Source organism: Azohydromonas lata NBRC 102462 (assembly GCF_001571085.1).
Taxonomy (GTDB): domain Bacteria; phylum Pseudomonadota; class Gammaproteobacteria; order Burkholderiales; family Burkholderiaceae_C; genus Azohydromonas; species Azohydromonas lata.
Genome location: NZ_BCTC01000019.1, coordinates 43816 through 69747 on the forward strand (window position 1 = coordinate 43816; position 25932 = coordinate 69747).

A 25932-nucleotide genomic window follows, 5' to 3' on the forward strand; every position below is an offset into this window, starting at 1 on the left:
TATTCCGATCGGTACAGTATACCTGTCGGTACAGAAATCCGGCTTCACTGAACGGTTCCGCCCCGCAGGGGCATTCACTTGGAGATCGCCATGGCAAGACTGACGGGCAAGAACGTGCTGATCACCGGCGGCACCAGTGGTATCGGCTTGGCCACGGCCAGGCTGTTCATCCAGGAAGAGGCGCGCGTGGTCATCACCGGGCAGGACGCGCAGCGCGTGGCCGAGGCGGCGCGGCTGCTGGGCCCGCAGGCCATGGGCCTTCGTGCGGACGTGACCTCGCTGTCGGACATGGCCGCCGCCGCGCAGCAGATCAAGGCGGCGCTGGGCGGTCTGGACGTGGTGTTCGCCAACGCCGGCATCGCGTTGCCCAAGACGATCGCCGAGGTGGACGAAGCGCACATCGACAGCCAGCTCGCCGTGAATTTCAAGGGCGTGCTCTACACCATCCAGAAGATGCTGCCGCTGCTGCGCCGGCCAGCCAGCATCGTCATGACCTCCACGGCCATGACGGAGCGCGGCATCGCGGGCATGAGCGTCTACGCCGCGACCAAGGCGGCGGTGCGCTCGCTGGCGCGCTCGCTCTCGGCCGAGCTGCTGGACAAGGGCATACGCGTGAACGTCGTGAGCCCGGGCCTGACCGAGACGCCCATCTACGGCAAGTTGGGCCTGCCCCAGGCCGCCGTGCAGGAGTGGGCCGGCGCGCTGCTCAAGCAGGTGCCGGCGCACCGGCTGGCGCAGGCCGAGGAGATCGCGCAGGCCGTGCTGTACTTGGCGAGCAACGAGTCGTCCTACGTGACGGGGGCGAATCTGCAGGTGGACGGGGGGATGGCGACGGTGTGAGCGGCGGGGGGCGGCATGGAAAAGCGGCGGCTGGGAGCCGCCGTCCGTGACGCATCAGCCCGCCCGCCGCCGCGCCGACTCGTGCAGGCAGATGGCTGCTGCCGCGGCCACGTTGAGCGACTCCTCGCCGCCCGGCTGCACGATGCGCACGGTCAGCCCGCAGCGCTGCAGCAGCTCTTCGCGCACGCCCTGCCCCTCGTGGCCCATGACCCAGGCGCAGGGCCAGGGCAGCGCCGCCTCGTGCACCGCCTGCGCGGCGTGCGAGCTGGTGGCCACCAGCGGCAATTGCAGGGCGTCCAGGGCGTCCACGTCCACGCCCTCGACCAGCCGCAGGTTGAAATGCGCGCCCATGCCGGCACGCACCACCTTGGGCGACCACAGCGCCGCGCTGCCCTTGAGGGCGATCACTTGCGCAAAGCCCAGCGCGGAGGCGCTGCGCAGGATGCTCCCGAGATTGCCCGCGTCCTGCACGCGGTCCAGCACCACGGCGGCCTGGCCCGCGGCAATGTCCGTCATCGCGGGCGGCACCCACGTGAAGCCGATGCGCGCCGGGGACTCCAGCGCGCTGATGCCGGCGAACAGCGCATCCGGCACCACCACGGCCTTGTCGGCGGCGGCGGCCAGCTCGCGCAGCGCCGGCTGCAGCCAGCCGGACTCGCTCACCACGGCCTGCGCCGGCCGTTGCCCGCGAGCCAGCAGCGCGCGGCAGAGGTGGTCGCCTTCCAGCCAGACCAGGCCCAGCTTGCGGTAGGCGGCCGGGTCCTGCGTGAGCTTGCGCAGCTTGACCAGCAGCGGGTTGTCGCGCGAGGTGACGCGTTGCGGCTCGTTCATGCCTCGCCTCCCGCCAAGCGGGCCGCCAGCGCCTCGCGCACGGGGCGGAAGCTGCGGCGGTGCGCGGCGCTGGCGCCATGCTCGCGCAGCGCGGCCAGGTGTGCGGGCGTCGGGTAGCCCTTGTGCACGTCGAAGCCGTAATGCGGCAGCTCGGCATGCATCTCCAGGCACAGCCGGTCGCGGTGCACCTTGGCCAGGATGGAGGCGGCGGAGATGGAGGCCACCAGCGCGTCGCCGCGCACGATGGCCTCGGCCGGGATGCGCAGCGGCGGCAGCCGGTTGCCGTCCACCAGCGCCTTGGCCGGCTTCAGGCGCAAGCCCTCCACGGCCCGCTTCATGGCCAGCATGGTGGCGTGCAGGATGTTGAGGCGGTCGATCTCCTCGACGCTGGCCTCGGCGATGCAGAAGCTCAGGGCGTTGGCGCGCACCTCGTCGAAGAGCTGTTCGCGCCGGCGCGCCGTCAGCACCTTGGAGTCGGCCAAGCCCTCGATGGGGTTGGCGTCGTCCAGGATGACGGCGGCGGCAACCACGGGGCCGGCCAGCGGGCCGCGGCCGGCCTCGTCCACGCCGGCCACCAGTCCGGGGACGTCGAAGCACAGCGCCATTTGCTCAGGACCCCAGCAGTCGTGCGATGACATCGGTGGCGGTGCGCGCCGTATCGCGGCGCAGCAGGTGATGAAGTTCCATGAATCTTTGTTCCAGCGCTTGCGCGCGCTGCGGGGCGTCGAGCCACTGCAGCACCGCGTCGGCCAGCGCGTTGGGCGTGGCGTCGTGCTGCAGCAGCTCCGGCACCACGAAGTCGCGGCAAAGGATGTTGGGCAGCCCAACCCAGGGCTGGTAGCGCATGCGCTTCATGAGCTGCCAGCTCAGCGGGTGCAGCCGGTAGGCGATGACCATTGGGCGCTTGAACAGCGCGGCCTCCAGCGTGGCGGTGCCGCTGGCGATGAGCGTGGCGTCGCAGGCGGCCAGGGCCTCGTGCGAGCGGCCGTCTAGCAGCTCGACGGGCAGCCCGGCGCCGTGGGCGGCAATGTGCTGGTCCACCAGCGGACGCAGCCCCGGCGCCACCGGCAGGACGAAGCGCAGCGCGGGGCGCGCCGCGTGCAGCCGCCGCACCGCGCCCAGGAAGGCGGGCAGCAGGTTGTTGATCTCGCCGCGGCGGCTGCCGGGCATGACGGCCAGCACGGGCTCGTCGGCCGCGAAGCCCAGCGCCTGGCGCGCGGCGGCACGGGGCACGTCCAGCGGGACGGCGTCGGCCAGCGGGTGGCCCACGTAGCTGGCCTCAATGCCGTGGCCCTGCAGCAGCTCGGGCTCGAAGGGGAACAGGCACAGCACGTGGTCCGCGCTGCGCCAGAGCTTCTTCACCCGCCCGCCGCGCCAGGCCCAAATGGAGGGGCAGACGAAGTGCACCGTGCGCACGCCGGCCGCCTTGAGCCGCGCTTCCAGGCCCAAGTTGAAGTCCGGCGCGTCCACGCCGATGAAGAGCTGCGGCCGCTCGCGCAGCAGCCGTTCGGCCAGCGCCTCGCGGATGCCGGAGATTTCGCGGTAGTGGCGCAGCGCCTCGGCGTAGCCGTGCACCGCCAGCTTGTCCGAGGGCCACCAGGGCGTGAAACCCTGGCCGGCCATCTTCGGCCCGCCTATGCCCGTGGCCGAGAGCTGCGGCCAGCGCCGGCGCATGCCGCCCAACAGCAGCGATGCGAGGAGGTCACCGGACGCTTCGCCGGCGACCATCGAGAAGCGAGGATCGCCTGCGATGGGTGCCATGGTCGGCTTCAGCGAACGATGCCGCGCTTGGCGCGCTCCAGGAAGTCCAGCATCAGCGCGATGTCGGCGTCTCCCTCGGCGTCCGTGCCGCCGCGCAGCGCCGCGATCTGCGCCTTGGCGGCGTCCATCGTCAGGCCCTCGCGGAAGATGAGCTTGTGCATCTGCTTGACCTGCGCGATGCGCTCGCGGCTGAAGCCGCGGCGGCGCAGGCCCTCGATGTTGAAGCCGCGCGTGGAAGCGGGGTTGCCGTCCACCATCATGAACGGCGGCACGTCCTGCGCCAGCGCGGTGGCGAAGCCGATCATGGCGTGCGCGCCGATCTTGACGAACTGGTGCACGCCGGTGAGGCCGCCGACGATCACCCAGTCGCCCACGTGCACGTGGCCGGCCAGCGTGGCGTTGTTGGCCAGGATGGTCTTGCTGCCCAACTGCACGTCGTGCGCGATGTGCACGTAGGCCATGACCCAGTTGTCGTCGCCCATGCGGGTGATGCCCACGTCCTGCGCCGTGCCGCGGTTGAAGGTGCAGAACTCGCGGATGGTGTTGCCGTCGCCGATGTGCAGCTCGGTGGGCTCGCCGGCGTACTTCTTGTCCTGCGGGGCCGCGCCCAACGAGGCGAACTGGAAAATCTCGTTGTTGCGGCCGATGGTGGTGCGGCCCTCGATCACGCAGTGCGGGCCGACGCGCGTGCCCGCGCCGATGACGACCTCGGGGCCGATGAGCGTGTAGGCGCCGACGCTGACGTCGTCCGCCAGCTCGGCGGCCGGGTCCACCAGCGCGGTGGGGTGGATGAGGGCCATGCGCGGGATGCTCAGGCGACCTTGCGGGTCGTGCACATGATCTGCGCCTCGGCGGCCAGCTCCTCGCCCACCAGGGCGCGCGCGCTGAACTTGGCGATGCCGGCCTTCATGCGCTCCAGCGTCACTTCCAGGCGCAACTGGTCGCCCGGCTCCACCGGGCGCTTGAAGCGCGCACCGTCGATGCCGACGAAGTAATACACCGTGTTCTCGTCGGGCCCGCTCTCCTCCGAGGAAAAGGCCAGCAGCGCCGAGGCCTGGGCCAGCGCTTCGAGAATGAGCACGCCCGGCATCACGGGGCGGTTCGGGAAATGGCCCGTGAAGTGCGGCTCGTTGATGGTGACGTTCTTGAGCGCCACGATGCGCTTGCCCTTTTCCACCTCCAGCACCCGGTCCACGAGCAGGATGGGGTAGCGGTGGGGAAGCTTCTTGAGAATCTGGTGAATGTCCATCATGAGGTCTTTTTCTCTAGCGCTTTGACGCGCTCGCGCAGGGCGTGCAACTGACGCAACGTGGCTGCGTTTTTCTCCCAGCTCGCATTGTCGTCGAAGGGGAAGGAGCCGCTGTAGCGGCCCGGCTGGCGCACCGAGCGCGTGACCAGCGTGCAGGCCGAGATGTGGACATGGTCCGCAAGCTCGATGTGGCCCACGAGGCTGGAGGCGCCGGCGATGGTGCAGTGGCGTCCGATGCGCGTGCTGCCGGCGATGGCGACACAGCCGGCGATGGCCGTGTGCGCGCCGATGTGCACGTTGTGGGCGACCTGGATCAGGTTGTCCAGCTTCACGCCGTCCTCGATGACGGTGTCGCCCAGCGCGCCGCGGTCCACGCAGGTGTTGGCGCCGATCTCGACGTCGTCGCCCATGGTGACGGCACCCAATTGTTCGATCTTTTCCCAACGGCCCTGGTTGGGCGCGAAGCCGAAGCCGTCGGCCCCCACCACCACGCCGCTGTGCAGGATGCAGCGCTGCCCCACCGTGCAGCCCTCGCCCAGCACCACGCGCGGCGCCAGCCGCGAGCCCGCGCCCACGCGCGCGCCGCGGCCGACGTGGCTTTGCGTGCCCACCACGGCGTCCGCTTCCACGATGGCGCCGGCGCCCACGAAGGCCAGCGCCTCGATGCGCGCGGACGGGTCCACCACCGCGCCCTCCTCCACCACGGCCGACGGGTGCACGCCCGCGGGCAACGCCGCGCGCGTGCGCGCCGCCCACCATTGCGTCAGGCGCGCGAAGTAGAGGTAGGGGTCGGCCGTGACCAGCGCCGCGCCGCGGGCGGCGGCCTCGTCGCGCAGCGCCGGGGCCACGATCACGCAGCCGGAACGCGTGCTGGCGAGCTGGCTGCGGTAGCGCGGGTTGGCCAGGAAGCTGATGTGCGTGGGCTCGGCCGACTCCAGCGGCGCGATGCCGTCCATGGCCAGGGCCGGGTCGCCCAGCAGCTCGCCGCCGAGCGCGGCCACGATGTCGGAAAGCGCGACGCTCATGCTTGCAGGCTCATTCAGTGGGACAAAGGCTGCGGCCGCCCAAAAGGCGGCCGCGGGGGAAAAGCTGCCCCGGGACGCCGCGCGGCGTCCCGGGCCTCAGGCGTCACTTGCCGGCGTTGAGCGCGTCTATCACCTTCTTGGTGATGTCCACGCGCCCGCTGGCGAACACGACCTCCTGCAGGATCAGGTCGTACTTTTCCTGGTCGAAGATCTGCTTGATGACCTTGTTGGCGCGCTCGACGACGGAGGCCAGCTCCTCGTTCTTGCGCTGGTTGAGGTCTTCCTGGAACTCGCGGCGGCGGCGCTGGAAGTCGCGGTCCTGCTCGACGAGGTCGCGCTGGCGGCGGGTGCGCTCGGCCTCGCTGAGCGTGGGCGCGTCCTTGTCCAGCTTGTCCGAGGCGGCCTTCAGGCGCGTGGCCATGTCGGCCAGTTCCTTCTCGCGCTTGCCGAACTCGGCCTCCAGCTTGCTTTGCGCGGCCTTGGCCGGCGTGGCCTCGCGCAGCACGCGCTCGCTGTTGACGTAGCCGATCTTCAATTCCTGGGCCTGCGCGCTCGCGCCGGCAGCCGCCAGCGCCGCGGCAAAGACCAGCGACTTCAATCCACCCATGTTCTTCAAAACGCGGTCCCGATCTGGAATTGGAAACGTTGAATTCTATCTGCCGACTGCTTGCGCACCGGCGTGCCTACGCTGAGCTTGAGCGGACCCACCGGCGAGAGCCAGCTCAGGCCCAGGCCCGCGGAGGCGCGCAGGTCCGACAGCGTCATCTTCTCGTCCTCGGCCCACACGTTGCCGGCGTCCATGAAGCCGAAGATGCGCAGCGTCTTGTCGTTGCCCGACCCCGGCACGGGCACATAGAGCTCCGCGTTGAGGTTGAGCTTGCGGTTGCCGCCCAAGTAGGCGCCGGTGGGGTCCACGCGGCCGAGCGAGCCCTGGTCGAAGCCGCGCACCGAGCCCAGGCCGCCGCCGTAGAAGTTCTTGAACACCGGGTACGGACGGCCGCCGATGCCCTTGCCATAGCCCAGCTCGCCGTTGAGGCCCAGCGTGAAGCGCGGGCCCAGCGCGATGTACTGCTGGATCTGGAAGTTGGTGCGCAGGTAGCGCGCGTCGCCCGCGCCGGAGAACTCGGCGTTGACGCGCTGGTAGCGGCCGCGCGTGGGCACCAGGGCGCTGTCTCGCTGGTCGCGGGCCCAGCCCAGCGTCAGCGGCACCGAGACCGCCGTGTCGCCGAAGCTCTCGCGGTACTTGGCGTAGGCCACGGGCAGCGCGCTGCCGCGGATCTCGGTGCGCTCGGCACCGATGCCGAAGAACACCGTGTCGTACTCGGAGAACGGCACGCCAAAGCGTATGGCCGCGCCCGGGGTGATGAGCTGGTAGTCCTCGCCCTGGCTGTTGATTGGGCGGCTGGTGCGGTAGTAGAGGTCTATCGCGCGCGAGATGCCGTCGATGGTGAAGTACGGGTCCACCGTGGAGAGCACCAGTTGCCGGTTGTAGCGGCTGGTGTTGACTTCCACACCCAGGTAGTTGCCGCTGCCGAAGACGTTCTCCTGGCGGATGGAGCCCGACAGCGTGAGCTTTTCGGCGCTGGAGAAGCCCGCGCCCAGCATGAGGTTGCCGGTGGGCTTTTCGGTGACGTTGACGGTGAGGTCCACCTGGTCCAGCGCGCCCGGCACCTCGTCGGTATCGACGGCAACGTTGCTGAAGTAACCCAGGCGGTCCACGCGGTCGCGCGAGAGCTTGATGCGCTGACCGTCGTACCACGACGACTCGAACTGCCGGAACTCGCGGCGCACCACCTCGTCGCGCGTGCGCGTGTTGCCCGCCACGTTGATGCGGCGCACGTAGACGCGGCGCTGCGGGTCGGCCGTCAGCACCAGCGCCACCTGGCCGTTGGCGCGGTCGATCTCGGGGCGCGATTCCACGCGGGCGAAGGCGTAGCCGTAGAAGCCGAAGCGCTCGGTGAACTGGCGCACGGTCTCGGCCACGTCCTCGCTGCGGTAGGGCTCGCCGGGCTTGACCTTGACCAGGGCGCGGAACTCGTCTTCCTTGCCCAGCAGGTCGCCTTCGAGCCGCACGCCGGTGACGGTGTAGGGCTGGCCCTCGCGCACGTTGATGGTGATGGAGATGTCCTGCTTGTCCGGCGAGATCGTGACCTGCGTGGACTCGACGTTGAACTCCAGGTAGCCGCGGTTGGTGTAGTAGGCGCGCAGCGTCTCCAGGTCGGCGTTGAGCTTGGCGCGGGAGTAGCGGTCGGTCTTGGTGTACCAGGTCAGCCAGCCGCCGGTGGTCTGCTCCAGCAGGCCCAGCAGCGTGCCCTCGGAGAAGGCCTTGGCGCCGACGATGCGGATGTCCTTGATGCGCGCCGTGTCGCCTTCGACGATGGTGAAGGTGACGTTGACGCGGTTGCGCTCCTGCGGCGTGATGGTCGTGACCACCTCGGCGCCGTAGAGGCTGCGCGAGAGGTACTGGCGCTTGATCTCCTGCTCGGCGCGGTCCACCGTGGCGCGGTCGAAGGGCAGGCCCTCGCCGATGCCGGCGGACTTCAGCGACTTCAGCAGCGTGTCCTTGTCGAACTCCTTGAGGCCCACGAAGTTGACGTCGGCAATGATGGAGCGCTCATCGACCACCACCACGACCACGTCGCCGTCCACTTCCAGCCGCACGTCGCGGAACAGGCCGGTGGCAAAGAGCGCGCGCAGCGCGGCGGCGCCCTTCTCGTCGGAGTAGGTGTCGCCGATGCGAAAAGGCAGCGCGGCGAACACGGTGCCCGGGTCGGTGCGCTGCAGGCCCTCGATGCGGATGTCCTTCAGCACGAAAGGCTCAGCCGCGTGCGCGGCGGGCAAGGCACAGGCGGCGGCCGCCACCGCCACGCAGGCCGCCACGGGGCGCAGCGGGCTCACAGAAAAGGGAAACAGCATCGAATGCGCGCGTGATTACTGGCCCAGGTAGCGGGCCAGGTCGTTGGACAGGGCAAGGGACATCAGCAGCAGCAGAATGAGCGCGCCGCCGCGCTGCAGCCACTTGAGCCACAGCTCCGAGACCGGGCGTCCGGTCAATCCCTCGAAAAGATAATACATGAGGTGCCCACCATCGAGCATGGGCAGCGGCAGGAGGTTGAGCACCCCCAGGCTCACGCTCACCAGCGCCAGGAAGCCCAGGTAATAGCTCAGGCCCTGGTTGGCGGACTGGCCGGCGTAGTCGGCAATGGTCAGCGGGCCGGAGATGTTCTTGAGCGAGGCCTCGCCGATGAGCATCTTGCCCATCATCTGCAGCGTCAGTGCCGACACCTCCCAGGTGCGCTGCACACCCTGCACCAGGCCATCCACCGGGCCGCGGCGCACCACCACGGTCTCGGCCGGGTGGCCGATGTAGGCGTCCACGCGCCCCACGGCACGGGGGCCCTCGCCGTGCAGGCGAGGCTGCACGGCCAGCTCCAGCGTCTGGCCGCGGCGCTCGACCTGCCAGCGCATGGGCTGCGGCACGCCGTCGTGCACGCTGGCCATGATGCGCTCGCGCAGGCTCGCGGCGTCCATCACCGGCACGCCGTCCACGCGCAGCACCCGGTCGCCGCTCTGCAAACCGGCGCGCGCGGCGGGGCCGCCGGCCTTGACGTCGCCCATCACGGGCTCGCTGTAGGGCGCCCCCAGGCCGATGCGCTGCACCAGCTCGGCATCGACCTCCTGCCCCGCCAGGCTCTGCAGGTCCAGCACCAGGTTGCGCGAGGCGTGGCCTTGGGCGTCGCTGACCATGAGCTGCAGCCGCTCGCCGCCCATGGCGGCCTGCGTCACCTGCCAGCGCAGGTCGGCGACGGATTCGACGTCCACCCAGTCGGTGCCGTCGCGCGAAACCGCGCGTATCCAGTCGCCCGCGCGCAGCCCGGCACGCTCGGCCAGGCTGCCGGCCACGGGCGCGCCCAACACGGGCTTGATCTCCTGCGTGCCCATCCAGCTCGCCACGGCGTACAGCAGCACGGCCAGGATGAGGTTGGCCGCCGGTCCCGCGGCCACGATGGCCGCGCGCTGCCACAGGGGCTTGAGGTTGAAGGCCTGGTGGCGCTCGTGCGCAGCCACCGGGGTTTCGCGCTCATCGAGCATGCGCACGTAGCCGCCCAAGGGCAGCAGCGACACGGCGAACTCCGTGTCGCCCTTCTGGCGCCGCCACAGCACCTTGCCGAAGCCCACCGAGAAGCGCAGCACCTTGACGCCGCAGGCACGCGCCACGCGGTAGTGCCCGTACTCGTGTATCCACACGAGCACGCCCAACGTCACGATGAAGGCCAGCAAGGTGCTCATGTCGCCATTCCTTTGACGAAGTGCCGCGCCTGCGCGCGGGCCCGTTCATCCAGCGCCAGCAGGTCTTGCAGCGCCGGCTGCGCGGGCAGGCTGGGCAGCACGCGCTCTATGGTGGCCGCGTTGACGCGGTGGATGTCGGTGAAGCCTATGGCGCCGTCCAGGAAGGCGGCCACCGCCTCCTCGTTGGCCGCATTGAGCACGGCCGTGCTGCCTTCGGGCCCTTGCAGCGCATCAAACGCCAGTTGCAGCCCCGGGAAGCGCTGGGGGTCGGGCTCCTCGAAAGTGAGCGCCGACAGCCGCGTGAAGTCCAGCAGCTCGGCGCCGGACTCGATGCGCTGCGGATGCGCCAGCCCCACCGCGATGGGCACGCGCATGTCCGGCGTGCCCAGTTGCGCCAGCACCGAACGGTCGCGGCACACCACCATGGAGTGGATGATGCTCTGCGGGTGGATGACCACGCGGATCTGCTGCGGCTGCAGCTCGAACAGCCAGCGCGCCTCTATGACCTCCAGCGCCTTGTTCATCATGGTCGCGGAGTCCACCGAGATCTTGCGGCCCATGACCCAGTTGGGATGGGCGCAGGCCTCCTGCGGCGTCACGGCGGCCAGCGTGGCCGGGTCGCGCTGGCGGAAGGGGCCGCCCGACGCGGTGAGGATGATGTGGTCGATGCGCGCGGGCCAGGCGGCGCGGTCGTCGGGCAGGCACTGGAAGATGGCCGAGTGCTCGCTGTCAATGGGCAGCAGCGTGGCGCCGCCGGCATGCACCGCGTCCATGAACAGCGCGCCGCCCACGACCAGCGCCTCCTTGTTGGCCAGCAGCAGCCGCTTGCCCGCGCGCGCGGCGGCCAGGCAGGGCGCCAGGCCCGCGGCGCCGACGATGGCGGCCATCACCGCGTCCACGTCCGGATGCGCGGCCAGCTCGCACAGCGCCTGCGGCCCGCTCATCACCTCGGTGGCGCAGCCGGCCTCGGCCAGCAGCGCGCGCAGCCGCCGCGCGCCGGCCTCGTCGGCCACGGCGGCAAAGCGGGGGCGCCATTGCAGGCACTGCGCGGCCAGCGCCTCGATGCGCTGGTGCGCGCTCAGGGCGAACACCTCGTACTGCTCGGGGTGGCGGGCCACCACGTCCAGCGTGTTGGTGCCTATGGAGCCGGTGGCGCCCAGGATGGTGAGGCGCTGCTTGGTGCAAGTCATGACGTTGGATCTCGTGAGGGCCCGGCGCGCGCGTGAAGGCAGCAGCGGCGGGCGGGTCAGAGCGCGGCCAGCGCCAGCGCGATCGGGAACACCGGCAGCAGCGCGTCCACGCGGTCGAGCACGCCGCCATGGCCGGGCAGCAGCGCGCTGCTGTCCTTGGCGCCCGCGGCGCGCTTGACCAGCGACTCGAACAAGTCGCCCACCACGCTCATGGCCACCAGCAGCAGCACGCCGGCCACCAGCAGCGCCGGCCCGTGCGAGGCCATCAGGCGGCCGTAGAGGCTGCTGCGCTCGCCGTCGAGCGCGAGCCACAGCACGGCCATGACCAGCACGCCCAACAGGCCGCTGACGGCGCCCTCGCGGCTCTTGCCGGGGCTGATGGTGGGCGCGAGCTTGTGGCGGCCAAAGCGGCGGCCGCCGAAGTAGGCCGCGCTGTCGGCCATCCACACCAGGCAGAACACGGAAAAGATGAAGTTCAGGCCCAGCGCGCGCGCCTGCGACAACGCCAGCCAGGCCAGCCACAGCAGCACCAGGCCCAGCACACCGCGCAGCGCCCTGGGCACGTTGGGCCAGCCCGCCACGCCCGCGCGCAGCGACAGCGCGCCGCCCACCACCCAGGCCACGGCCGGAACGAGCCACCACGCCGAGGGTGGCTGCTGCGTCCAGCCCGCGGCCAGCGCGCCGGCACAGGCCGCCGCCAGCACGGCGCCTGAAGCCACCGCCAGGCCGGAGGCGGCCCCGTTGAGCCGCATCCACTCCCAGCCGGCCGCGCCTATGAAGGCCAGCGTCAGGGCGGCAAACCAGCGCGTGTCAGGCGCCAGCAGAGCCGGGATCAGCAGGCCCAGCAGGACCAGCGCCGTGATCACGCGCTGCTTGAGCATGGTTGGCCTTTCAGGCGCTCAGGGCCTGCGACTGCCCGTCAGGCACGCCGCCATAGCGCCGCTCGCGTCCGGCGTACTCCTGCAGCGCGGCGTCGAGCTCGGCTTCGCCGAACTCCGGCCACAGGCAGTTGCTGAAGACCAGCTCGGAGTAGGCGACCTGCCAGAGCAGGAAGTTGCTGATGCGCAGCTCGCCGCCGGTGCGGATGAAGAGATCGGGGTCGGGCGCATGGCTCATGGCCATGAGCTGCCCAAGCCGGCGCTCGTCCAGCTCTTCCGGGCTCAAGCCCAGGGCCAGCGCGCGGCGGCAGGCCTGGACGACGTCCCAGCGCCCGCCGTAGTTGAAGGCCACCGACAGCGTGATGCGGCGGTTGTGCGCGGTGGCCGTTTCCACCTGCTGCCAGGCCGAGCGCACGCGCTCGGAAACGGCGGCGCGGTCCCCCACGATGTGGATGCGCACGCCTTCCTTCTGCAGCTTGCCCAGGTACTTGGACACGGCCACCAGCACCAGGTTCATCAGGCCGGAGACCTCGTCGCTTGGGCGGCGCCAGTTCTCCGAGGAGAAAGCGAAAACGGTGAGGTATTCGATGCCGCGGTCGGCACAGGCCTGCACCGTGCGCACCAGCGCATCCACGCCATGCTTGTGGCCGAAGATGCGCGGCATGAAGCGCCGCTTGGCCCAACGGCCATTGCCGTCCATCACGATGGCCACGTGGCGCGGGATGCGCGCCGCGTGGTGCCCAGGCGCTTGCTGCTTCTGCATCAAAAACGCTCGCCGTGCCGTTGCCGCGGTCAGACCGCCAGGATTTCGGCTTCCTTGGAAGCGACGAGCTTGTCGAGCTCGGCGATGGTGCGGTCGGTGAGCTTTTGCATCTCGTCGAGGCTGCGGCGCTCGTCGTCCTCGGTGATGGCCTTGTCCTTGAGCAGCTTCTTGGCGTGCTCGTTGGCGTCGCGGCGCAGGTTGCGCACGGCCACCTTGGCATCCTCGCCGGCGTGGCGCACGACCTTGGTGAGCTCCTTGCGGCGCTCCTCGGTGAGCGCGGGCATGGGCACGCGCAGCAGGTCGCCCTGGGAGGACGGGTTCAGGCCCAGGTCCGACTCGCGGATGGCCTTCTCGATCTTGGCGCCCATGCCCTTTTCCCAGGGCTGCACGCTGATCGTGCGCGCGTCGAGCAGGCTCACGTTGGCGACCTGGCTCAGGGGCAGCATGGAGCCGTAGTACTCCACGTGGATCTGGTCCAGCAGGCCCGGGTGCGCACGGCCGGTGCGCACCTTCTGCAGTTCGTTCTTGAAGGCTTCGATGGTCTTGGCCATCTTCTGTTCAGCCGTCTTGCGGATGTCGGCAATGGTCATCGATCGCTCCTCTTACACATGCACCAGCGTGCCCTCGTCTTCGCCCATGACCACGCGCTTGAGCGCGCCGGGCTTGAAGATGGAGAACACCTTGATCGGCAGCTTCTGATCGCGGCACAGCGCGAAGGCGGTGGCATCGAGCACCTGCAGGTTGCGGGCGATGGCCTCGTCGAAGCTGATGCGCGTATAGCGCGTGGCGTTGGGGTCCTTCTTGGGGTCGGCCGTGTAGACGCCGTCCACCTTGGTGGCCTTGAGCATCATCTCGGCGCCGATCTCGGCACCGCGCAGCGCCGCGGCCGTGTCGGTGGTGAAGAAGGGGTTGCCCGTGCCGGCGGCAAACACCACCACCTTGCCCTCTTCCAGGTACTGCAGCGCCTTGGGCCGCACGTAGGGCTCGACCACCTGCTCGATGTTGATGGCCGACATGACGCGCGCGGTCATGCCCTCCTGGCGCATCGTGTCGGCCAGGGCCAGCGAGTTCATCACCGTGGCGAGCATGCCCATGTAGTCGGCCGTGGCACGGTCCATGCCCACGGAGCCGCCGGCCACGCCGCGGAAGATGTTGCCTCCGCCGATGACCACCGCCACCTCGCAGCCCAGCTGCGTCACCTCCTGGATCTCGCGCACCATGCGCACGATGGTGGCGCGGTTGATGCCGTAGGCGTCGTCGCCCATCAGGGCTTCGCCGGAAAGTTTCAGCAGGATGCGCTTGTAAGCCGGCATGCGGCGGTTCTCCCTGAGGAAGTAAGACGAAGGTATGCAAGTCTAAGGGCCGCCCATTGGGCGGCCCGGGGGCCTGCCGTCACAACGCGCGGCAGGCGCAGTGGGCCGACTTACTGGCCCTTGGCGGCAGCGACCTGCGCGGCCACTTCGGCGGCGAAGTCGTCGACCTTCTTCTCGATGCCCTCGCCCACCACGTACAGCGTGAAGCCCTTCACCGTGGTCTGCTTTTCCTTGAGCATCGCGCCCACGGTCTGCTTGCCGTCGGCGGCCTTCACGAAAACCTGGTCCAGCAGCGAGACTTCCTTGAGGAACTTCTGCACCGAGCCTTCGACCATCTTGGTCACGATCTCGGCGGGCTTGCCGCTCTCGGCAGCCTTCTCGGCGGCGATCTTGCGCTCCTTCTCGACCAGCTCAGGCGCCACTTCGGCACCGGAGAGGGCTGCGGGCTTCATGGCCGCCACGTGCATGGCCACGTCCTTGGCCGCCACTTCGTCGCCTTCGAATTCCACGATCACGCCGATGCGCGTGCCGTGCAGGTACGAGGCCAGCTTGCCGCCGTCCGCGTAGCGCTTGAAGCGGCGGATGGACATGTTCTCGCCGATCTTGCCGATCAGGCCCTTGCGCACGTCTTCCACGGTGGGGCCGAAGCCGTCCTGGTCCAGCGGCAGCGCGCCGATGGCTTCCACGTCGGCCGGGTTGTGCTCGGCGATCAGGCCGGCAATGCTCTTGGCCAGGGCCAGGAAGGAATCGTTCTTGGTGACGAAGTCGGTTTCGCAGTTGACTTCGACCAGCGCGCCGACGTTGCCGTTGACGGCAGCGGCCACGACGCCTTCGGCGGTCACGCGCGAGGCGGCCTTGCCGGCCTTGTTGCCGAGCTTGACGCGCAGGATCTCTTCAGCGCGGTCCATGTCGCCGTCAGCTTCGGTCAGCGCCTTCTTGCACTCCATCATCGGCGCGTCGGTCTTGGCACGCAGCGCGGCGACCATGCTTGCGGTAATTGCGGGCATATGAATCTCCAGTGATTGTGAAAAGGGGGCTGAAAGCAGCCCCCTTCGTCAGGCCGGTCGCATCCGGCGCGTGATCGATCAGGCCTCGGCCTGGACCTCGACGAATTCGTCGCCGCCGCTGGACACGGCCTGCACCAGCTCGTTGGTGGCGTTGGCCTTGCCTTCCAGCACCGCGTCAGCCACGGCGCGGGCGTACAGCGCCACGGCCTTGGCCGAGTCGTCGTTGCCCGGGATCACGTAGTCGATGCCGTCCGGCGAGTGGTTGGTGTCCACCACGCCCACCACCGGAATGCCCAGCTTCTTGGCTTCGGCCACGGCGATCTTGTGGTAGCCCACGTCGATCACGAACAGGGCGTCAGGCAGCGCGGCCAGATCACCGATGCCGCCGATGTCCTTTTCCAGCTTGGCGATCTCGCGCTGGAACATCAGGGCTTCCTTCTTGATCGAAGGCTGCGTGCCGGCTTCGACTTGAGCCTGCATGTCCTTGAGCTTCTTCAGCGAGCCCTTGACCGTCTTGAAGTTGGTCAGCATGCCGCCCAGCCAACGCTGGTCAACAAAGGGCATGCCGCAGCGCTGGGCTTCCAGGGCGACGATGTCGCGAGCCTGGCGCTTGGTGCCGACCATCAGGACGGTGCCGCGCTTGGACGACAGGTTGCGCACGAACTTCATCGCTTCCTCGAACAGCGGCTGCGTCTTTTCGAGGTTGATGATGTGAATCTTGTTGCGATGGCCGTAGATGTACGGAGCCATCTTGGGGTTCCAGAAGCGGGTCTGGTGGCCGAAATGCACACCGGCTTCCAGCATTTCACGCATGCTGACGGACATGGAAGTTCTCCAAAAGGTTGGGTCTTGAAGCCGGCGCGAACCCCTGCACGGGGGCATCAAACACCCCTGAGGAGCACCTTGGATCGCCGGCATCGCGAGTCGTTTTCCGCCACGCAACCGGCCACCATGGCCGGCTGGGGAAAAACCCGAAGATTGTAGCACCTGCGCACAGCGCTCGCCGACCGTTGCCCCCCTGCACCGCTTGGGCTAGCCTGCGCCGCGCCATGCAAGCCATCACCGTCCCGGACCACGATTTCCCTTTGCACGACCTGAGCGCCACGCGGCGCCTGGAGCAGCGCGCGCTGGCCGCCGTACCGCCGGGCACGCTGGTGGCGCGCGCGGGCCTGTCCACGGCGCGACTGGCTCTGGCACTGGCGCCGCACGCGCGCCACTGCTGGGTGCTGGCCGGCCCGGGACACAACGGCGCCGACGCGCTGGAAGCCGCTTTCCACCTGGCACGCAGCGGCCGCTGCGTGACGGCCAGCGTGTTTGCGCGCGACGAGCAAGCCATCGTGCCCGCGGCGGCGCAGTCGCTGCAGCGAGCCTGCGATGCCGGCGCGAACATCCTGCTCAACGACCCGGCCGCGCCGCACGGCTGCGCACTCGCGCTGGACGGACTGCTGGGCATAGGCAGCGCCCGCCCCATCGAAGGTGCCATGGCGCAGGCCGTGCACGGCTTCAACGCCATTGAGGGCACGCGGCTGGCGGTGGACGTGCCGTCAGGGCTGGACGCCGGCACCGGCGCCACGGCCGGCGCCGCCGTGGCCCAGGCCACGGACACGCTGACCATGCTCAACCTCAAGGCGGGCCTGTTCACCGGCGCCGGGCGCGCCCACTGCGGCCGCATCTGGCTCGCACCCCTGGACGTGCAGGACGACGAGCCGCCCCAGGCCTGGCTGGCCGGCCGCGCCCTGCACATGGCCATGCGCACGCCGCGCGGCCATGCGCAGCACAAGGGCAGTTACGGCGATGCCTTCATCGTCGCCGGTGCGCTGGGCATGCACGGCGCGGCGCTGCTGGCGGCGCGCGCGGCACTGTCCGCGGGCGCCGGCCGCGTCTACCTCAGCCTGCTGGAAGGCTCCATGCCGCTGGACCCGACCCGGCCGGAGCTGATGCAGCGCGACGCGCTCTGGAATGCCGGTGCCGAACGCCTGGGTACCGCGACCGTGCTGTGCGGTTGCGGCGGCGGCAAGGCCGCAGCCGCCACCTTGCCGCCGCTGCTGGAGCAGGCTGCGCGGCTGGTGATCGACGCCGACGGCCTCAATGCCCTGGCTGCGGACGGGTCACTGGCCACGGCCCTGCGCGAGCGCGACGGCCGCGGCCAGGCCACGGTACTGACGCCACACCCCTTGGAAGCCGCCCGCCTGCTGGACTGCACCGCGGCGCAGGTACAGGCCGACCGCTTGTCTGCCGCCCAACGGCTCGCTGACGATTTGAAGGCCGTGGTCGTCCTCAAAGGGTCGGGCTCCGTGGTGGCTGCTCCTGGTGCGCTGCCTTACGTCAACGCCACGGGCAACGCGGCGCTGGCGAGCCCGGGCACGGGGGACGTGCTGGCGGGCTGGATCACCGGGCAATGGAGCACGCATGCCGGCGGCGGCACATCGCTGCAGGCGCTGGTGGCAGCCACCGTGCAGCTTCACGGCGCGGCCGCCGACGCCCATGCGCAGCACGGCCCGCTGCTGGCACTGGATTTGATTGGTGCCATGCAACGCCTGGCGTGAAGCCCGCCAGGCAGGTTCTCGGCATCAACGTCCAGCCAAGACGGCGAACGCCGGCGACGCACCGCGCCGCCGGGCATTCATCAACTCCGCGCCTTGCTCTTGCGGGCGGCGGACTTGGCAGCCGATTTGGCGGCGGCCGTCTTGCGGGCCGCACTCTTGCGTGCCCCGCTCTTGCGCGCCGTGCGCGCGGCGGCCTTGTGGGCGCGGCTTTCCTCCTTGAGCGCTTCCAACTGTTCGACAGCGGAAAGCGGCTGATCGGCACCGGGCTCATCGCCATCGGCACCAAAGCCTTGCCCCATAGGCGTCGTGGCATGCGGGCGGTCCAGCGGCGGCGTATCCGCGGAAGGCATGTCCGCCAACTCGGCACCGGCGACATCCTGCGCCGCAGAACGCGGCGTCTCGCCGCCCTTGCGGTTGCGGCGTCCGCGTCCGCCACGCGTCTCACCCTCCACCGCCTTACCCTGCACGCCTCGCCGACCGGTCACGCGAGCCTCGGCGCCTTCGTGCACAAGACGGAAATCAATGCGGCGGCCGTCCAGGTCCACGCGGCTGACCTGCACCCGCACCCGTGAGCCCACGACATAGCGCACGCCGGTGCGCTCGCCGCGCAGTTCCTGGCGCGCCTCGTCATAGCGGAAGTACTCGCCGCCCAACTCAGTGATGTGCACCAAACCTTCGACGTAGAGCGCGTCCAGCGTGACGAACAAGCCGAAGCTGGTGACGGCAGTCACCGTGCCGCTGAACTCCTCGCCCAAGCGGTCGCGCATGTAGCGGCACTTGAGCCAGGCTTCGACGTCGCGGGAGGCCTCGTCGGCACGGCGCTCGTTAGCGCTGCAGTGCGCACCGGCGCCTTCCCACATCTCCATTTCCTGCGAATGTCCCTTGGCCTGCTTGCCGGCCGCACGGGCCTTGGGAGCCTCCTCCAGCGCGCCGCTGGCGATGCGGTAGCGCTTGCCCGCCAGCAGCGCCTTGATGACGCGATGCACCAGCAGGTCGGGGTAGCGGCGTATGGGGCTGGTGAAGTGGGTATAGGCCTCGTAGGCCAGGCCGAAGTGGCCGGAGTTGGTGGCCGTGTAGATGGCCTGCTGCATGGAGCGCAGCAGCATGGTGTGGATCTGCTGCGCATCCGGGCGGTCCTTGGTCGCCGCGGCAATCGCGGCGAACTCGCCGGGCGTGGGCTCGTCGCTGACGCTCAAACCCAACCCCAGCGCGCGCAGGTAGTTCTGCAGCGTCACGCGCTTTTCAGGCGTGGGCCCTTCGTGCACGCGGTACAGCGCCGGATGTTTGTGGTGGCCGATGAAGTCGGCGGCGCAGACGTTGGCCGCCAGCATGGCCTCCTCGATCAGCCGGTGCGCCTCGGTGCGCACGCGCGGCACGATTTTCTCGATGCGGCCATTGGCATCGCACACGATCTGCGTCTCGGTGGTATCGAAGTCCACTGCGCCACGGCTGCCGCGGCGCTTAAGCAGCGCGCGGTACACCTCGTGCAGGTGAAGCAGGTGCGGCACCAGGTCCGCGCGGCGCCCGGCTTCAGGACCGCGCGTGTTGCTCAGGATGGCAGCAACCTCGGTATAGGTCAGCCGCGCATGCGAACAGATCACCGCGGGAAAGAACTGGTAGGCATGCAGCTCGCCGTCCTCGCGCACGAGCATGTCGCACACCATGGACAGCCGTTCCTGCAGCGGGTTGAGCGAGCACAGCCCGTTGGAGAGCTTCTCCGGCAGCATGGGAATGACCCGGCGCGGGAAGTAGACGGACGTCGCCCGCTCGTAAGCATCCTCGTCCAGCGCCTCGCCGGGCTTGACGTAGTGGCTCACGTCGGCAATGGCCACGATCAAGCGCCAGCCTTTGAAGGCGCTCTTGCCGCGTCCCGCAGCATGCGGCTCGCAGTAGACGGCATCGTCGAAGTCGCGCGCATCCTCGCCGTCTATGGTGACCAGCGGCACGTCGGTGAGGTCGATGCGGTGGCGACGATCCGCAGGCCTGAGCTTCTCCGGCAAGGCCGCCGCCTGCGCCAGCGTCTCAGGCGAGAAGCGGTGCGGCACCTCGTACTTGCGCACCGCGATCTCGATCTCCATGCCCGGATCGTCGATCTCGCCGAGCACCTCGGTGACGCGGCCCACCGGCTGCGAGTACATCGAAGGTTCCTCGGTGAGCTCTATGGCCACCACCTGCCCCGCCGTGGCGCTGCCCGTGGCGTTCTTGGGAATGAGGATGTCCTGCCCGTAGCGCTTGTCCTCAGGCGCCACCAGCCAGACCCCGTTCTCATGCAGAAGGCGGCCGATGATGGGCGTGCGCCTGCGCTCCAGTATCTCCAGTACCCGGCCTTCCGGCCGGCCCTTGCGGTCGTAGCGCACGATGCGCACGCGCACGCGGTCGCGATGCAGCACCGAGCGCATCTCCTGCGGCGAGAGATAGACGTCGCCTTCTCCCTGGCGCAACAAGAAGCCGTGGCCATCGCGATGGCCTTGCACTACACCCTCGACTTCGCTCATGAGCGCCGCGCCGAGGCCCGGATTTGCGTTCTGTTTTGTTTTGATGATAGAATCTCTGCTGTTTTCGAAACGACGGAAACAAAGCCCAGGTGGCGGAATTGGTAGACGCACTAGTTTCAGGTACTAGCGGGTAACTCCGTGGAGGTTCGAGTCCTCTCCTGGGCACCAAATCATCATAAAGGCCGGCGCAATGCGCCGGCCTTTTTTGTTGGACTTTTCGTTGCCGGCACTTGTGTTTTCTGCAGTTGCCAGCGCAACCAGGGCAATTGGCGTGCCTCACCGGCAACCAACACAGTCATTGCTTCTTGCCACCCAACATGAAAAAACGGCCTGCAATTGCAGGCCGTTTTACCAATGAGCGTTGCCGTAGGCGTCAAACCGCGAACTTGCGGGCCAGGCCGTCGGGGCGCAGGTTGTCGTATTCCTCGAAGGGCTGGTGGATCCACGGGCTCGTGGGCAGCAGCTCGACGTAGTAGTCCGGCGTGTAGCAGGACACGCCCTTGGTCCAGATCACGGCCGAGCGCAGTTCCTTGATGGCCGGGATGCCGCGCAGCCGCTCCACCACCGCCTGCAGCGTGACGCCGGAGTCCGCCAGATCGTCCACAAGCAGTACGCGGCCGGCGAGCTCACCCTTGGGCATGGTGATGTACTTGGCCATGTCCAGGCGGCCCTGCAGCGTGCCGCCTTCGTCACGGTAGGAACTCGTGGACATGATGGCCAGGGGCTTGTCGAACACGCGCGAGAGCACGTCGCCCGGGCGCAGGCCGCCACGGGCCAGGCACAGGATCTGGTCGAATTCCCAACCGGAAGCCGCCACCTTCAGCGCCAGGCGCTCGGTGAGCAGGTGGTATTCGTCCCAGGAAACGTAGAGATGCTTGCCGTCGTCAGTGAGCATGGTGGTCCTTGCTGGCTGTTCAGCGCTGGTAGGGGTGGCGCAGCACGATGGTGTGCTCACGGTCCGGGCCGGTGGAGACCATGTCGATGGGCGCGCCGATGAGCGCTTGCACGCGCTGCAGGTAAGCGCGGGCGTTCTCGGGCAGCTTGTCCCATTCGGTCACGCCGAAGGTGGATTCGGTCCAGCCGGGGAAGCTGTCGTACACGGGCACGCAGTCGGCAATGTCGTCGGCATCCAAGGGCAGAATGTCCACACGCTGGCCGTGCAGCTCGTAGCCCGTGCACACCTTGATCTCTTCGAGGCCGTCGAGCACGTCGAGCTTGGTGATGCAAAGGCCGGAGATGCCGTTGATGATGACCGAGCGCTTGAGCGCCGCGGCATCCAGCCAGCCGCAGCGGCGGGCGCGGCCGGTAACGGTACCGCGCTCCTGGCCCACGGTGGAGAGGTGGTGGCCCACACTGCCCTCGTCGTCGATGGACAGCTCCGTCGGGAACGGACCCGAGCCCACGCGCGTGGTGTAGGCCTTGGTGATGCCCAGGATGTAGTGCAGTTGGTCCGGACCCACGCCGGCACCCGCAGCGGCATTGCCGGCCACGCAGTTGCTGGAGGTCACGAAGGGATAGGTGCCGTGATCGATGTCCAGCAGCGTGCCCTGCGCGCCCTCGAACAGGATGTTGGCGCCCGCGCCGTTGGCGGCATGCACGCGGTAGCCCACGTCGGCCATCATGGGCTTGAGCACCTCGGCCAGCTTCATGGCCTGGTCGAAAATGGGCTGGAACTCCAGCGGCTGGCCCTTGAGGTGACCCGCCAGCGCCTCGTTGTGCAGCGTCAACAGATCGCGCAGCTTTTTCTCGAAGCGCTGCGGATGCTTCAGGTCCTGCACGCGCAGCGCGCGGCGGGCCACCTTGTCTTCATAGGCCGGGCCGATGCCCTTGCCGGTGGTGCCGATCTTGCCGCTGCCGCTGCTTTCGCGCAGCGCCTCGCGGGCGCGGTCCACTTCCACGTGGAAAGGCAGGATCAGCGGGCAGGACTCGCTGATGAACAGGCGCGAGCGCACGTCCAGCCCCGCCTTTTCCAGCCGCTCGATTTCCGACAGCAGGTGCGCCGGATCGACCACCACGCCATTGCCGATGTAGCAGGCCACGCCGTCGCGCATGATGCCCGACGGGATGAGCTGCAGCGCCGTCTTGACGCCCTTGATCACCAGCGTGTGGCCGGCGTTGTGGCCGCCCTGGAAGCGCACCACGCCCTGGGCGTGATCGGTGAGCCAGTCCACGACCTTGCCCTTGCCTTCGTCGCCCCACTGGGTGCCGACCACGACCACGTTGCGCCCGCGCACGGCGGAAGGATTCACTTGTGCCATCTTGACTTGCGTTGAACGGTGAGTACGCTGACCCTTAGAGGGCGCGCAACACCCATTGACCATTGACCTCGACCAGCTCGCGGTCGCAGTCGAACTCCTGCCCTTCGTGCTCGTGCCCCGGCAGCACACACAGCACGGTTTCACCCTGGCGGCGCAGGCCGCGCACGGCCTCGCGCAACGCCTGCGCCTCGCCCCAGGGCGCACGCACGGCTGAGCGTGCGGGTGCCGGCGCGGTGCGTTCAGCCAGGGCCTTGAGGTCCAGGCTGAAACCCACGGCGGGACGGTTGCGGCCGAACACCGCGCCCACCTCGTCGTAGCGGCCGCCACGCGCAAGCGCGTCACTGGCGCCGTTGCCATAGATGGCAAAGCGCGAACCGCTGTAGTAGGCATGCGCGCCGGTATCGCCCAAATCAAAACCCAAGCGCACCTGTTCATGCGTGCGCTGCACGTGCGTGGACAACCAGGCGAGGTCGTCCAGCGCGGCGCGTATGGCGGGCACGTCAGGCAGCAGCGTGCGCGCCGTTTCAAGCACTTCGGCACCGCCGTAGAGCTGGGCCAGCGCGCGCAGCGCGCGTGCGGTAGCGGCGGGCAGACCGTCGGTGAGCGCATGCAGCGCGGCGGCGTCCTTGCGGGCCAGCGCGGCGGCGAGCTCATCCTGGCGCGAACGCTCCACGTCCTGCAGCAGGGCGCGCACGATGCGTGCGTCGCCCAAGTCCAGCACAGGCGCTTCGACGCCGGCGGCACGCAGGCCGTCCAGCGCCAGCTCCACGATCTCCAGGTCGGCTTCCAGGCCGGCGTGGCCATAGATCTCGGCACCGAACTGCAGCGGCTCGCGCGTGGCGCGCGGACTCGCGGGACGCGTGTGCAGCACCGGACCGCAGTAGCAAAGGCGGGTCACGCCAGCGCGATTGAGCAGGTGCGCATCGATGCGCGCCACCTGCGGCGTGGTGTCGGCGCGCACGCCCAGCGTGCGACCGCTGAGCTGATCGATGAGCTTGAAGGTCTGCAGGTCCAGCGCATGGCCGGTGCCCGAGAGCAGCGACTCCAGGTGCTCCAGCAGCGGTGGCATCACCAGCTCGAAGCCGTAGCTGCGCGCCATGTCCAGCAGACCCCGACGCAGCTCCTCGATACGCCGCGCCTCGGAAGGCAGCACATCGGCGATGTGCTCAGGCAGCAGCCAGGCAGAGGACATGGAAAAACAGGCGGGGATTAAAAACGGGATTGTACTCAGCCCCGCAACCGCGGCCGGGTATGCCCCGGTTCCAGCGCAAAAACGCAACCGCCGGCGCGAAGGCCGGCGGCGAAGTCATGGAGGCGTCTTCAACGGCGCGAAGGCGCTGCCGCGGGCGCCGCGGCGCCACCGCCTCCACCGGAACCTCGCAAGGCCCGGAAGAAGTCGCTGGAGGGATCCAGCACCATCACGTCGCTTTTCTGACGGAAGCTGGCGCGGTAGGCCTCCAGGCTCCGATAGAACTGGGCGAACTGCGGGTCGCGGCCAAAGGCGTCAGCGTACAGCGCCGACGCCTGGCCATCGCCTTCGCCCTTGATCTTCTGGGCATCACGGTAGGCCTCGGCCACGATCACCTCGCGCTGGCGGTCGGCATCGGCGCGGATGCGCTCGGCCTCGGCCGCGCCCGTGGAACGCAACTCGTTGGCCACCTGCTTGCGCTCGGATTCCATGCGGCGATAGACCGCATCCGTGATGTCGGCCACGAAATCCACGCGCTTGACGCGCACGTCCACGATCTCGATGCCGAAGGCCTTGGCATCGTCCGTCAGCCGCGAGCGCACGTCCTGCATCACGCGCTCGCGCTCGGTGGCCAGCACGCCGCTGACGCTGCGCTTGGTCACTTCCTCGTTGAAGGCCGCCTGCACCACGGGCGCGAGCCGGTTCTCCAGGTTGCGGATGTCGGTGCCGTTGTTGCGGATGAACTGGCGCGGCTCGGCGATGCGCCACTTCACCAGCCAATCGATCACCAAGCTCTTCTTCTCGGCGGTGAAGATGGGGCGGCTTTCCGGGCTGTCCAGCGTCTGGATGCGCCGGTCGAGGAACACCACGTTCTGGAACGGCGGCGGCAGCTTGACCTTGAGCCCCGGCGTGGTGATGACTTCCTTGATTTCACCCAGCGCGTACACCACCGCCAACTGGCGTTGATCGACGATGAACAGGGTCGAGGCTGCCAGCATCAGCGCGATAAGCGCGCTGGCCACGATGAGTCCGATGCGGTTCATTGTGTTGTTGTCTCATTCCTGCCGCGATCAGCGGCTTTCACGCTCGCGGCCGCGGGCGTTGTCGCGAGAGCGCACGTCGGCCACGTTGCCGGCTGCCGTGCTGGCGCTGCTGGCATCGGGTAAAGGCACATTGGAGCCGGGCGGCGGCGTCACGGCCGTCGGAGCGCTGGCCTGCTGCATCAGCTTGTCCAGCGGCAGGTACAGCAGGTTGGAGCCGCTGCGGCTGTCCACCAGCACCTTGCTGACGTTGTTGAGCACCTGCTGCATGGTGTCGATGTAGAGGCGGTCACGCGTCACGCCCGGCGCCTTCTGGTACTCGGTGAGCACCGAGCGGAAGCGCTGCGCATCGCCTTCAGCCTGTGCCACCACGCGGGAACGATAACCCTCTGCTTCCTGGCGCAGCCGCGCGGCCGTGCCCTGGGCCTTGGGAATGACGTCGCTGGCGTAGGCCTGGCCTTCGTTCTTGAAGCGGTCGCGGTCGGCGCCGGCCTTGACGGCGTCGTTGAACGCGGCCTGCACCTGCTCAGGCACCTGGACGCTGCCCATGTTGACGTTGGCCACCACGATGCCGGCGTTGAGCCGGTCGAGCTGGCTCTGGATGGACTTCACCAGATCCTGCGCCACCGCGTCGCGCTGCTCGTACAGCACGGAGTCCACCTTGCTGCGGCCCACGATCTCGCGCACCGCCGACTCCGCGGCCTGCACCACGGCCTCGTCGGCGTTGCGGTTCTCGAACAGGTAGGCGCGCGCATCCTTGAGCCGGTACTGCACGGTAAAGCGGATATCGACGATGTTCTCGTCCTGCGTGAGCATGGATGAGTCACGCAGCCCCGTGGCCTGCACCACGGTGTTGCGGCCTACTTCCACCGAGCGCAGCTGCGTCACGGGCACCGTCTCGTGCGCCTGGAAGGGATACGGAAAGCGCCATTGAATACCGGCGTCGGAGGTGTAGGCGTAGCGGCCGAAGGAGGTCACCACGGCCTGGTGGCCTTCCTGGACGATGAAAACGCCGCTGCCCAGCCAGATCAGCAGCACCACGCCGGCAATCAGGCCGGCACCGATGCCCGCGCTCTTCATGTCGGGCTGGAACGACGGCCCGCCGTCGTTGCCGCCGCCGTTGCCCGGGCCTGGCCTTCCCGATTTGCCGCCGAACAGGTTGGAGAGCTTGCGGTTGAAGTCGCGCCAGAGCTCGTCGAGGTCAGGCGGTCCGTCATTGCGGCCGTTGCTCATCAAAAGAGGCCGCGCCAGGCGTCG

General features: G+C 68.9%; 24 protein-coding genes and 1 tRNA gene. 3 read left to right on the forward strand and 22 right to left on the reverse strand.

The window, feature by feature from the left end:
* Window positions 1–90: 90 nt before the first annotated feature.
* Window positions 91–840, forward strand: coding sequence for an SDR family oxidoreductase (locus ALA01S_RS09385; RefSeq protein WP_066335173.1), 750 nt, complete (start codon window positions 91–93; stop codon window positions 838–840).
* A gap of 54 nt (window positions 841–894) precedes the next feature.
* On the opposite strand, the gene ALA01S_RS09390 is transcribed toward ALA01S_RS09385, so the two are convergent.
* From ALA01S_RS09390 to rpsB, 16 genes are all read right to left on the reverse strand, one after another.
* On the reverse strand, window positions 895–1671 hold the full coding sequence (locus ALA01S_RS09390) for a TrmH family RNA methyltransferase (RefSeq protein ID WP_066335176.1): 777 nt from the start codon (window positions 1669–1671) through the stop codon (window positions 895–897).
* Window positions 1668–2309, reverse strand: a complete 642-nt coding sequence (gene rnhB / locus ALA01S_RS09395) for a ribonuclease HII (protein ID WP_066335179.1) — start codon at window positions 2307–2309, stop codon at window positions 1668–1670. The genes ALA01S_RS09390 and rnhB overlap by 4 nt, the downstream gene beginning before the upstream one ends.
* Window positions 2281–3432: a lipid-A-disaccharide synthase gene (lpxB, locus tag ALA01S_RS09400; RefSeq protein ID WP_066335182.1), complete on the reverse strand. Its 1152-nt coding sequence runs from the start codon at window positions 3430–3432 to the stop codon at window positions 2281–2283. Before lpxB ends, rnhB begins: the two co-directional genes overlap by 29 nt.
* A gap of 8 nt (window positions 3433–3440) precedes the next feature.
* Window positions 3441–4232: an acyl-ACP--UDP-N-acetylglucosamine O-acyltransferase gene (gene lpxA, locus ALA01S_RS09405; RefSeq protein ID WP_066335274.1), complete on the reverse strand. Its 792-nt coding sequence runs from the start codon at window positions 4230–4232 to the stop codon at window positions 3441–3443.
* 11 nt (window positions 4233–4243) lie between these two features.
* Window positions 4244–4684 carry a 3-hydroxyacyl-ACP dehydratase FabZ gene (gene fabZ, locus ALA01S_RS09410; protein WP_066335185.1) on the reverse strand — a complete coding sequence of 147 codons (441 nt, stop codon included), beginning with the start codon at window positions 4682–4684 and terminating at the stop codon, window positions 4244–4246.
* Window positions 4681–5706 (reverse strand): UDP-3-O-(3-hydroxymyristoyl)glucosamine N-acyltransferase, encoded by a 1026-nt coding sequence (gene lpxD / locus ALA01S_RS09415; RefSeq protein WP_066335189.1) that lies wholly within the window; start codon window positions 5704–5706, stop codon window positions 4681–4683. The genes fabZ and lpxD overlap by 4 nt, the downstream gene beginning before the upstream one ends.
* 103 nt (window positions 5707–5809) lie before the next feature.
* Entirely contained in the window at window positions 5810–6313 is a 504-nt protein-coding gene (locus ALA01S_RS09420; RefSeq protein ID WP_084267388.1) for an OmpH/Skp family outer membrane protein, read from the reverse strand.
* A 5-nt stretch (window positions 6314–6318) separates the two neighbouring features.
* Entirely contained in the window at window positions 6319–8622 is a 2304-nt protein-coding gene (bamA, locus tag ALA01S_RS09425) for an outer membrane protein assembly factor BamA (RefSeq protein WP_066335194.1), read from the reverse strand.
* A gap of 15 nt (window positions 8623–8637) precedes the next feature.
* Entirely contained in the window at window positions 8638–9996 is a 1359-nt protein-coding gene (gene rseP, locus ALA01S_RS09430) for an RIP metalloprotease RseP (RefSeq protein ID WP_066335195.1), read from the reverse strand.
* Window positions 9993–11186, reverse strand: a complete 1194-nt coding sequence (gene ispC, locus ALA01S_RS09435; protein ID WP_066335197.1) for a 1-deoxy-D-xylulose-5-phosphate reductoisomerase — start codon at window positions 11184–11186, stop codon at window positions 9993–9995. The genes rseP and ispC overlap by 4 nt, the downstream gene beginning before the upstream one ends.
* Window positions 11187–11242: 56 nt before the next feature.
* Window positions 11243–12067: a phosphatidate cytidylyltransferase gene (locus ALA01S_RS09440; protein WP_066335200.1), complete on the reverse strand. Its 825-nt coding sequence runs from the start codon at window positions 12065–12067 to the stop codon at window positions 11243–11245.
* Window positions 12068–12077: 10 nt separating this feature from the next.
* Entirely contained in the window at window positions 12078–12827 is a 750-nt protein-coding gene (gene uppS / locus ALA01S_RS09445; protein WP_066335203.1) for a polyprenyl diphosphate synthase, read from the reverse strand.
* Window positions 12828–12856: 29 nt separating this feature from the next.
* Window positions 12857–13417, reverse strand: a complete 561-nt coding sequence (gene frr / locus ALA01S_RS09450; RefSeq protein WP_066335205.1) for a ribosome recycling factor — start codon at window positions 13415–13417, stop codon at window positions 12857–12859.
* A gap of 12 nt (window positions 13418–13429) precedes the next feature.
* Window positions 13430–14140, reverse strand: a complete 711-nt coding sequence (pyrH, locus tag ALA01S_RS09455; protein WP_066335208.1) for a UMP kinase — start codon at window positions 14138–14140, stop codon at window positions 13430–13432.
* 110 nt (window positions 14141–14250) lie between these two features.
* Complete coding sequence (gene tsf / locus ALA01S_RS09460; protein ID WP_066335211.1) at window positions 14251–15147, reverse strand: translation elongation factor Ts; 897 nt, start codon at window positions 15145–15147, stop codon at window positions 14251–14253.
* A gap of 78 nt (window positions 15148–15225) precedes the next feature.
* A complete protein-coding gene (rpsB, locus tag ALA01S_RS09465) occupies window positions 15226–15972 on the reverse strand; it encodes a 30S ribosomal protein S2 (RefSeq protein WP_066335215.1) in 747 nt (248 codons plus the stop codon).
* A gap of 224 nt (window positions 15973–16196) precedes the next feature.
* On the opposite strand from rpsB, the gene ALA01S_RS09470 reads away from it, so the two are divergent.
* Window positions 16197–17693 carry an NAD(P)H-hydrate dehydratase gene (locus tag ALA01S_RS09470; protein ID WP_066335217.1) on the forward strand — a complete coding sequence of 499 codons (1497 nt, stop codon included), beginning with the start codon at window positions 16197–16199 and terminating at the stop codon, window positions 17691–17693.
* An 80-nt stretch (window positions 17694–17773) separates the two neighbouring features.
* Here the strand turns inward: ALA01S_RS09470 and rnr are convergent, their stop codons facing one another.
* Window positions 17774–20188, reverse strand: a complete 2415-nt coding sequence (gene rnr, locus ALA01S_RS09475; RefSeq protein ID WP_066335222.1) for a ribonuclease R — start codon at window positions 20186–20188, stop codon at window positions 17774–17776.
* Window positions 20189–20271: 83 nt separating this feature from the next.
* On the opposite strand from rnr, the gene ALA01S_RS09480 reads away from it, so the two are divergent.
* Window positions 20272–20356, forward strand: a tRNA-Leu gene (locus ALA01S_RS09480).
* A gap of 205 nt (window positions 20357–20561) precedes the next feature.
* On the opposite strand, the gene ALA01S_RS09485 is transcribed toward ALA01S_RS09480, so the two are convergent.
* The 5 genes from ALA01S_RS09485 to hflK all read right to left on the reverse strand — a co-directional run bounded on the left by ALA01S_RS09485 (window position 20562) and on the right by hflK (window position 25908).
* Complete coding sequence (locus ALA01S_RS09485) at window positions 20562–21083, reverse strand: phosphoribosyltransferase (RefSeq protein WP_028999182.1); 522 nt, start codon at window positions 21081–21083, stop codon at window positions 20562–20564.
* A 19-nt stretch (window positions 21084–21102) separates the two neighbouring features.
* Window positions 21103–22437: an adenylosuccinate synthase gene (locus ALA01S_RS09490; protein WP_238455745.1), complete on the reverse strand. Its 1335-nt coding sequence runs from the start codon at window positions 22435–22437 to the stop codon at window positions 21103–21105.
* Window positions 22438–22480: 43 nt separating this feature from the next.
* A complete protein-coding gene (locus tag ALA01S_RS09495; RefSeq protein WP_066335226.1) occupies window positions 22481–23638 on the reverse strand; it encodes an ATP phosphoribosyltransferase regulatory subunit in 1158 nt (385 codons plus the stop codon).
* Window positions 23639–23766: 128 nt separating this feature from the next.
* On the reverse strand, window positions 23767–24678 hold the full coding sequence (gene hflC, locus ALA01S_RS09500) for a protease modulator HflC (RefSeq protein ID WP_066335235.1): 912 nt from the start codon (window positions 24676–24678) through the stop codon (window positions 23767–23769).
* Window positions 24679–24705: 27 nt separating this feature from the next.
* Complete coding sequence (gene hflK / locus ALA01S_RS09505) at window positions 24706–25908, reverse strand: FtsH protease activity modulator HflK (protein WP_066335238.1); 1203 nt, start codon at window positions 25906–25908, stop codon at window positions 24706–24708.
* Between the last annotated feature and the right edge of the window lie 24 nt (window positions 25909–25932).